The following is a 7290-nucleotide window of genomic DNA, read 5'->3' as shown; positions in this document are numbered from 1 at the left end:
GCGCCCGATGCGCCGGGGGCCGCGCTCGGCGGCGCCCCCGCCCAGCCCGCCACGGCCGCCACCGCCGAGGCCTCCGCCGGGCGCGTCGCCTTCGTGCTCGCCGAGCCCGTCACCATCCGTGCGGGCGAGACGGCGAACGTGCCCTTCCTCGATGTCCGCCTGCCGGCCGAGCGCGTCTGGTGGATCCAGGACCTGAACGCGCGCTACCCGCTGCAGGCGGTGCGCATCCGCAACGCGTCACAGCACACGCTGCCCGACGGCCTCGCCACCGTCTACGGCGCCGAGGGAACCGAAGCGGGCGTCTTCCTGGGCGATGCCGAGATCCGCGCCATGCCCGCCGGCGATGGCCGCATCCTGGCCTTCGCGCGCGACCGCGATGTTCAGTATTCGCAGGCCGGCAGCACCGCCGAGCGCGTCACGCGTATCGCGCTGCGCCGCGGCTTCGTCTCGGCCGACATGCTCCGGCGCGAGGAGACGGCCATCGCGATCGACCCGCGCGGCGCGCGCGGCACGCTGGTGATCGACGTGCCGCGGCGCCCCGGCGCGGATCCGCGCTTTACCATCGTGAGCGAGGGCGATTTCGGCCTGCGGCACGAAGCGGTGCTGGACGGCTCCGCCCAGACCCTGCGCCTGCCCTTCGAGCGCACCGTGCGCCAGGACACTCCGCTGTGGGACACCGCGCTCGGCGAGCCCGTGCTGCTGCGCTGGCAGGCCTTCGACATCGAGCAGAACCTGCGCCGGCTGCCCGGCGGACCGGGCACGATGGAACGCCTGCAGGAGATCCTGGCGCGCACCGCGCCCGAGGTGCCCGGCCGCGCCGACCTCGTGGCCGTGGTCGAGGCGATGCAGGACCTCCGCCGCCTGCTGGACGAGGCGCGGCTGCGTGCCCGCACCTATCGCTCCGCCGACCAGGCGCTGCAGCGCGCACGCCAGGCCGCCGAGGACCGCACCGGCCCCGAGCAGCAGGAAGCGCGCCGGCGCCTCAACCAGGCGAGCCGCGAGGCGGAGGCCGCCGGCACCGCCGCCGACCAGGCCTGGGAGGCCTGGCAGCGCGGCGTAGTGGCGCTGCTGCAGCGGGGGTCGTGACCCGCGCGCGCTACTCCGGTTGCGCGCCGGAGATGCGCACCATCTCGGTCCAGATCGGGCGTTCGCGCGTGAGGCGCTCGGCGAGCTGCTCCGGCGTGGTGCCGAGCAGCCGCGCGCCCATGCCGATCGCGCGCTGCTGCAGCGCGGGGTCGGAGAAGGCGGCGCGGATCTCCTGCGACAGCCGGTCCACCACCGCCCGCGGCGTGCCCGCAGGCCCCGCCCAGAGATGCCAGGGGCCATAGGACAGGCCCGCGAAGCCGGCCTCGGCGAAGGTCGGCACGTCCGGCAGGCCCGGCCAGCGCTGCGGCGTCGTCACCGCAAGCGCGCGCATGCGCCCCTCCTGGATCACCGGGACATAGGAGGCGAGGTTGTCCACCGCGACCTGGATATCGCCCGAGAGCATCGCCGGGATGGTCTGCGCCGCACCGCGGAAGGTCACGTGCTCGCCCGGAATCCCCGCCTGCGCCATCAGGTAGGCGCCCGAGAGGTGGATGGTGGTGCCGACGCCGGAGGACCCGTAGCTCACGCCCTGCGGGCGCGCCTTGGCCCAGGTGACGAATTCCGCGAGCGTGCGCGCCGGCACATGCTGGGCTGGCACCACCGCGACATTGGGCAGGTCCCACATGGCGCTGATCCAGGCGAAATCGCGCTCGGGGTCATAGGGCAGGCGGCGGAACAGCAGCGGGTTGATCAGCAGGTTGTGCATGCTGACCGTGCCGATGGTGTAGCCATCCGGCGTGGCGCGCGCGATCGCCTCGGCGCCGATGTTGCCCGAGGCGCCGGAGCGGGTCTCGACCACGAAAGGCTGGCCGAGCCGCTGCTGGACCTGCTCGCAGGCAAGGCGCGTCATCACGTCGAGCGACCCGCCCGGCGGGAAGCCGACGATCACGCGCACCGGCCGGTTCGGCCAGGGCGCCTGCGCCAGTGCCGGCGCGGCCAGGGGCGCGGCGGCGGCGGCGAGCAGGGTGCGTCGATGGATCATGGCTTGGTCCCTCCCCATGGCATGCGGTTCGGCGCGCATCCCGGCCGTCCCGTTATTCCGGCTGCACGCCGGCGCGGCGCAGCACCTCGGCCACGCGCGGCAGGTCGGCGCGCACGAAGGCGTCGAAGGCGGCGGGCGTGGCGTATTGCGACTGCAGCTCGACGCCGATCTCGGCGAGGCGCGGGGCGAGGCGCAGCATGCCGGTGTTGAACGCCAGGTTCAGCGCCGCCACCGCCGCCGGGGGCGTTCGGGCGGGGGCAAACAGGCCGAACCAGGCCGCCGCGTCCCAGGCCGGCAGGCCGGCCTCGCTCGCCGAGGGGACGTCGGGCAGGATGGCGGCGCGCGTCGGCCCCGCCACCGCGATGGCGCGCACCGAGCCGCCGCGGATATGCCCCACCGCCGAGGCGATCGGGTCGATGCACATATGCGCGTTGCCCGCGATCACCGCCGCCATCGCGGGCCCGCCGCCGCGGAACTGCACCATCTCCATCTGCACGCCGGGCACCGCGGCGCGGAAGATCTCCGAGGCCAGGTGGTTGCCGCTGCCGATCCCGGCGGAGGCGAAGTCCACCTTGCCGGAATTGGCGCGCAGCCAGGCCAGCAGTTCCGCCATGGTGGTGATCGGCAGGCGGTTGTTCACCACCAGCACCTGCGGCACCCGGCCCAGATGCGCCACCGCCGCGAAGTCGTTCAGCACGTCGTAGGGCATGCGCGCCACCAGGCTCGGCGCGATGACATGCGCGTTCGAATGCAGCAGCACCGTATGGCCGTCCGGGGCGGACTTCGCCACCGCGTCGGATCCGATGAGCCCTGCGGCGCCGCCGGCGCGGTTCTCGATCACCACGGTCTGGCCGAGCAGCCCGCCCACCGTCTCGGACAGGGCGCGCGCCACAACGTCGGTCGCACCGCCCGGGGCGAAGGGCACCACGACGCGCACCGGGCGGTCGGGCCGCCAGGCGGGCTGGGCGCGGGCGATGGCGGGCGTGGCGAGGGCAAGCGCGAGCGCTGCGCGGCGCGTGGTCATGGCGTTGGGCTCCCAGTGGCGCGGCATCTGTCGGCCGGCCTTGATGGAACGCTCATGCCACGAATTGGCCGGCCTGGGCAGTCCCTTGGCGGGCTGCCCAGGCCACGCAGGTCACTCCGGCTGCACGCCGGCGGCGCGCAGGATGCGCGTGTAGTCCTCCACGCCCTCCCGCACGAGGGTCATCACCTGCGCATTGGTATCGAAGCCGGCGCGCGGCGCCACGCCCGCCATTTCGGTCAGCCGGCCGGCGCTCTGCTGGATCGCCTGGCGGAAGGCGGCGCCGAGCGCGGCGAGGATCTCGGGCGGCGTGCCCTTGGGCGCGGTGATGGGGAAGAACTCCTCGAGCACCACGCCCGGGATGCCGGCCTCCGGCGCGCTCGGCACGTCCGGCAGGGCGGGGCTGCGTTCGTTGGCGAGCACCGCGAGCGCCCGCACGCCGCCGCCGCGGATCTGGCCGAGCGAGGAGGCCATGGTCGGCGTGCCGATCTGGGATTCGCCCGCGACCAGCGCCGCCACGGCCGGCCCGCCGCCGCGGTAGTGCACCGGCTCGAGCTCGAGGTTGAGCCGGTTCACCAGCACCAGCCCCGCGATGTGCACGCTGCTGCCGATGCCCGCCGTGGCGAGGTTGAATCGCCCGGGATTGGCACGCACGAGGGCCACCAGCTCCGCCGCCGTGCGCGCCTCGAAGCGCGGGGCGACCACCAGCGTGTGCGGCGAGAAGCCGGCCACGGCCACGCCCTCGAAATCCGTCACTGCGTTGTAGGGCATGCGCGCGACGACGGCGGGCACCGCGGCGTGCGCGCTGTTGATCAGCACGGTGTAGCCATCCGCCGGGGCGCGTGCGGCGGCCTCGGAGCCGATCACGCTGCCGGCGCCGGCGCGGTTCTCGACCACGATCGGCTGGCCGAGCAGCTGGCCCGCCGGCTCGGCGATGATGCGCCCGACGATGTCGTTCGACCCGCCCGGGGCGAAGGGCACGATCAGGCGGATGGGCCGGCTCGGCCGCCAGGCGGAGCCCTGCGCGCTCACGAGTGCCGGCGCGGCGACGCCGGCAAGGGCGAGGGCAAAGGTCGAGCGGCGGTTCAGCATCATGGACTTCTCCCTGGCGCAAGGCTTCGGCGGGACCGCCATGCCTTGGTTCTGGCCGCTCCTTAGCGCGATTGGCCCGGCCTGCCACCCCCCTGCCCGGGGCCGCGCCCTATTCGGGCTGTACTCCCGCGGCGCGCAGGATGCGCGTGTGGGTCTCCATCGCCTCGCGCACCTGGGCCATCACCAGGGCGTTCGTGTCGAAGCCGGGGCGTGGCGCGACGCCGGCCAGTTCGTTGAGCCGCGGCGCGCTCTGTTGGATCGCCTGGCGGAACGCCGCGCCCAGCGCCGCGACGGCCTCGGGCGGCGTGCCCCTGGGGGCCACGATGGGGAAGAACTCCTCATGCACCACGCCGGGGAGGCCGGCCTCCGTCGCGCTCGGCACCTCGGGCAGCGCCGGGCTGCGCTGCTCGGACAGCACCGCGAGCGCCCGCAGCGCGCCGCCGCGCACCTGGCCGAGCGCGGAGGCCATGGTGGGCGTACCGAAATGCGCCTCGCCCGAGGCCATCGCCGCCACACCCGGGCCGCCGCCGCGGTAATGCACTGTCTCGGCCGTGACGTTCATGCGGCTCATGAACAGCAGGCCGCCAATATGCGGGCCGCTGCCGATGCCGGCCGAGGCGTAGTTGAAGCGCCCCGGGCTGGCGCGCAGCAGGGCCACGAACTCCTCCGCCGTGCGCGCCTCGACGCGCGGGTTGACGACGAGAAGGTGGGGCGAGAAGCCCGCCACCGCCACGCCCTCGAAATCGGCGAGGGTGTCGTAGGGCATGCGCGAGACCATCGCCGGCAGGGTCGGAAGCGAGCTGTTGATCAACAGCACGTGCCCATCGGCGGGGGAGCGCGCGGCGGCCTCGGAGCCGATGATGCTGCCCGCGCCGGCGCGGTTGTCGATCACGACGGGCTGGCCCAGGAGCTGCGCGACCGGCTCGGCGATGATGCGGGCGACGATGTCGTTCGACCCGCCCGGGGCGGCGGCCACGATCAGCCGGACCGGCCGCGTCGGCCGCCACCCGGCGGCCCCCTGGGCCTTCACGAGGGTTGGCGCGGCCAGCCCCGCGAGGGCGAGAGCAAGGGTCGAGCGGCGGTTCGGCTTCATGGACGTCTCCCTGGCTCCAGGCTCCGGCGGGACCGCCGCGTCCTGGTTCGGGGCGATCCTTCACGAGATCGGCCCGGCTTGCCACCCCCGAGGCATGGATCAACCGCGCGGGCCGCGCTATCCGGGGCTCCCGACCCGCAGGACCGAGCCCCGCATGACCACCGCCGCGCAGCGCCTGATCGACTTCCTCGCCGCCCAGGGCATCGACCGCGCCTTCTGCGTGCCGGGCGAATCCTACATCGCGCTGCTCGATGCGCTGCACGCCCATCCGCGCATCGACCTCGTGACCTGCCGCAGCGAGGGTGGGGCCGGCTTCATGGCAGTGGCGGATGCGAAGATGACCGGGCGGCCGGGCGTGGTGCTGGTCTCGCGCGGGCCGGGTGCCTGCAACGCCTCCATCGCCGTGCATACGGCCGAGCAGGACGCGACACCGCTGATCCTGCTGGTCGGCCAGGTCGAGAAGCGCGACCTGCGCCGCAACGCCTTCCAGGAGATCGACTACGCGCGCATGTTCGGTGGCATCACCAAGTGGGTGGGCGAGGCGACGGCGGCCGAGCAGGTGCCCGAGCTCATCGCCCGCGCCTATGCCATGGCGATGCAGGGCGTGCCGGGGCCGGTGGTGCTGTCGCTGCCCGAGGATCTGCTGGCCGAACCCTGCTTCGCGCCCGATGTCCCGGCCACGCTGGTCGCCCCTGCCCTGCCCGCGCCGGGGGATGTCGCGCGGCTTTCGGCGCTGCTGCGTGGCGCCAAACGCCCGATCCTGCTGGCCGGCCACGCCTTCGACCGGCCCGGCGCGCGCGAGGCGCTGCAGGGCTTCGCGGAGGCCTGGAGCCTGCCCGTCGCGGTCTCCTTCCGCCGGCAGGACCTCTTTCCGAACCACCACGCGCTCTATGCGGGCGACCTCGGCCTGCGCAACCCGGATGCGCAGCGCGCCGCCTTCGCCGAGGCCGACCTGGTGCTGGCGCTGGGCACGCGGCTGACCGACATCACCACCCAGGGCTGGACCTGGCCGGCGGCGGGGCAGCGGCTGGTGCATGTCTGCGCCGAACCGCGCTTCCTGGGCTGGCAGTTCCCGGCCGAGATGGCGCTCGCGGCCGATGCCCCCGCGCTGCTCGCAGTGCTGGCGCAGGAAGCGCCCGCGGCGCCGGCCGCCCGCGCTGGCTGGAACGCCAGGCTGCGTGCCCTGCATGTCGCCGATACCGGCATCCGCCCGGCACAGCACACCGATGGCGTGGCCTTCGCGGAGGTCGCACGGCGCATCGGCGAACTGGCCGCGCCGGACGCGATCGTGACGCTCGATGCCGGCACCTTCGGCGCGCCATTCTACCGCAAGGTGTCCTGGACGCCGCCGCAGCGGCTGCTGGCGCCCGTCTCGGGCGCGATGGGCTTCGGCGTGCCGGCCGGCGTGGCGGCGGCGCTGCGATTCCCGCACCGGCAGGTGATCGCGGCGGTGGGCGATGGCGGGGCGCTGATGACAGGGGGCGAGTTCGCCGTCGCTGTCGCGCGCGGCGTCCCGCTCAAGATGATCCTGTCCGACAACGGCTCCTACGCCTCGATCCGCATCCACCAGGAACGCGCGCATCCGGGCCGGGTGAGCGGCACCACGCTGGAGAACCCCGATTTCGTCGCCTGGTGCGGCTGCTTCGGCGTGCCGGTCACGCGCATCGACGGCAATGCCGACATGCCCGCGCTGGCGGCCGCACTGGCCGCGCCGGGGCCGGCGGCGATCGTGGTGCGCACCTCGCTTGCCGCCGTGCTGCCCGCACCCGCGATGCGCGCGGCGGAATAGGGCGCCATGGCCGCGCTGCCGGCGGGCGCGCAGGCGCGGCTGGAGGCGACCGATCCCGTGCAGCCCATCGCCACGCGGCTGGCGCAGGCCGCGCTTGCCGGCGGCGATTCGGCGGAGACCCTGGCGCTGACGCGCGCCGCCATCGCCGCCGCGCCCGGCGACCACGCGCTGCGGCTCTCGATGGCGGTGGCGCAGGCGCGCATCGGCGCCCATAGCAGCGCGGCAGC

General features: G+C 74.6%; 6 protein-coding genes and 1 pseudogene. 3 read left to right on the top strand and 4 right to left on the bottom strand.

From position 1 onward, the window contains the following. A pseudogene (locus tag HW578_RS20395) lies at window positions 1-1086 on the top strand (DUF4139 domain-containing protein); the annotation flags it as partial. A 10-nt stretch (window positions 1087-1096) separates the two neighbouring features. Here the strand turns inward: HW578_RS20395 and HW578_RS20390 are convergent. From HW578_RS20390 to HW578_RS20375, 4 genes are all read right to left on the bottom strand, one after another. Then, window positions 1097-2068, bottom strand: a complete 972-nt coding sequence (locus tag HW578_RS20390; protein ID WP_198372552.1) for a Bug family tripartite tricarboxylate transporter substrate binding protein — start codon at window positions 2066-2068, stop codon at window positions 1097-1099. A 52-nt stretch (window positions 2069-2120) separates the two neighbouring features. Then, on the bottom strand, window positions 2121-3092 hold the full coding sequence (locus tag HW578_RS20385; protein WP_198372551.1) for a Bug family tripartite tricarboxylate transporter substrate binding protein: 972 nt from the start codon (window positions 3090-3092) through the stop codon (window positions 2121-2123). Between the two features lie 111 nt (window positions 3093-3203). Continuing rightward, window positions 3204-4184, bottom strand: a complete 981-nt coding sequence (locus HW578_RS20380; protein ID WP_198372550.1) for a Bug family tripartite tricarboxylate transporter substrate binding protein — start codon at window positions 4182-4184, stop codon at window positions 3204-3206. Between the two features lie 106 nt (window positions 4185-4290). Continuing rightward, window positions 4291-5274, bottom strand: a complete 984-nt coding sequence (locus tag HW578_RS20375) for a Bug family tripartite tricarboxylate transporter substrate binding protein (protein WP_198372549.1) — start codon at window positions 5272-5274, stop codon at window positions 4291-4293. 154 nt (window positions 5275-5428) lie between these two features. On the opposite strand from HW578_RS20375, the gene HW578_RS20370 reads away from it, so the two are divergent. Next, window positions 5429-7063, top strand: a complete 1635-nt coding sequence (locus tag HW578_RS20370) for a thiamine pyrophosphate-binding protein (RefSeq protein WP_198372548.1) — start codon at window positions 5429-5431, stop codon at window positions 7061-7063. A gap of 6 nt (window positions 7064-7069) precedes the next feature. After that, window positions 7070-7290, top strand: a 221-nt coding sequence (locus tag HW578_RS20365) for a hypothetical protein (protein WP_198372547.1), incomplete at its 3' end; no start/stop codon positions are given.

This window comes from Roseomonas rosulenta (genome assembly GCF_016106005.1).
GTDB lineage: Bacteria > Pseudomonadota > Alphaproteobacteria > Acetobacterales > Acetobacteraceae > Neoroseomonas > Neoroseomonas rosulenta.
Note: the sequence above shows the minus strand (reverse complement) of the source record. Positions and strands in the feature narration are given on the sequence as shown.